Source organism: Galactobacillus timonensis, from assembly GCF_900240265.1.
In the GTDB taxonomy this organism is placed as follows: Bacteria; Bacillota_I; Bacilli_A; order Erysipelotrichales; family Erysipelotrichaceae; genus Bulleidia; species Bulleidia timonensis.
Window position 1 is genome coordinate 1 of sequence record NZ_LT964756.1, and the last position, 923, is coordinate 923.

Annotated in this window: 2 protein-coding genes; both read left to right on the top strand. The window is 49.6% G+C overall.

All coding sequences use genetic code 11. The annotated features are described in order from the left end of the window. Positions 1–212: hypothetical protein (locus C1714_RS14175; RefSeq protein ID WP_167850091.1), on the top strand; the 212-nt coding region annotated here is incomplete at its 5' end. A 34-nt stretch (positions 213–246) separates the two neighbouring features. Beyond that, positions 247–923: transposase (locus C1714_RS13770; RefSeq protein ID WP_167850092.1), on the top strand; the 677-nt coding region annotated here is incomplete at its 3' end.

Sequence of the window (923 nt, forward strand, 5' to 3'; positions counted from 1 at the left end):
ACCGTTGGAACAAATGGCTCGATAAGCTCATTGTGCAGCTCCGGATTTCCCTGAAGCTGGTTGATCCGCCTGATTCGCTGCTTCAACAGCTTCGTGTTCTATTCCGGCGTGATGTCCGCCGGGCTCCAGAATATGATTCTTCCAGTGGCTGGGTGGCCGGAATCAATCTCTGCCTGAATAGGCCAAATGACTTTGACTTGGGGCTTTCCTGATCTTCCCCTATGCTGGGCTCAAAGGAGAAGATCTATGTCCGAACAATCTGATAAACAGGCCATTCTTGAATTCTTTAACCTCGATACAGGCAGTGTGGAGAATGTCATCTTCCATAATGACAATGGCAGTGCGTCTGTCCATGTTTTACTGCGGCCGGATCATCCGCCTTGTCCCGATTGCGGCTGTACCCTGCCAAGGGTTAAGGACTACATTGACAAGAAGATAAGCCACGGCGTCTTTACTGATCGTGAGTGCACCATCTTCTATCATGCCCGCAGGTACATCTGCCCTGTCTGTCATCGAACGTACTATGAGAACAATCCATTCTGTTTCAGGAAGCAGCACATCTCCGCCCTCACGGTTGAAAACATTCTGAACGATTTGAAGATTCAGACCGAGACCTTCGCTTCCGTCGCTAAGCGGTATCACATCTCTCCCACAACCGCTGCCTCCGTCTTCGATGCCCACGTAAAGGAGGCGCGAAGACCTCTGCCCACATTGATGTGCTGGGATGAGAACTACGCATTTTATCATCCGGGAGAGAACTCAAAATATGTGTTCGTTATTCTCGACTTTGAGTCACAGGAGCCGGTGGATATCCTGCCAAGCAGAAGAAAAGATTATCTGCTCAGCTACTTTCTCAAAATCCCAGTGGAAGAGCGAAAGCGCGTCAAAATGATTGCCACGGACATGTATAGTGAATACCGCGC